The sequence below is a fragment of the Novilysobacter selenitireducens genome, from assembly GCF_020026895.1.
In the GTDB taxonomy this organism is placed as follows: Bacteria; Pseudomonadota; Gammaproteobacteria; order Xanthomonadales; family Xanthomonadaceae; genus Lysobacter_C; species Lysobacter_C selenitireducens.
The window spans coordinates 1-297 of sequence record NZ_JAINZW010000026.1; the positions used below are offsets into that span (position 1 = coordinate 1).

Consider the following 297-nt stretch of genomic DNA (forward strand, 5'->3'; position numbering starts at 1 on the left):
CATCGGTGTTCCTCCGCATATCTACGCATTTCACTGCTACACGCGGAATTCCATCCCCCTCTACCGTACTCTAGCCATGCAGTCACAAATGCAGTTCCCAGGTTGAGCCCGGGGATTTCACATCTGTCTTACATAACCGCCTGCGCACGCTTTACGCCCAGTAATTCCGATTAACGCTCGCACCCTACGTATTACCGCGGCTGCTGGCACGTAGTTAGCCGGTGCTTATTCTTACGGTACCGTCATGGGCCCCCTGTATTAGAAGGAGCTTTTTCGTTCCGTACAAAAGCAGTTTAC

The 297-nt window shown here is 52.2% G+C and carries 1 rRNA gene; it reads right to left on the reverse strand.

The features are described from left to right. Positions 1-297: ribosomal RNA gene (locus tag K6753_RS14450) — 16S ribosomal RNA — on the reverse strand; the annotation flags it as partial.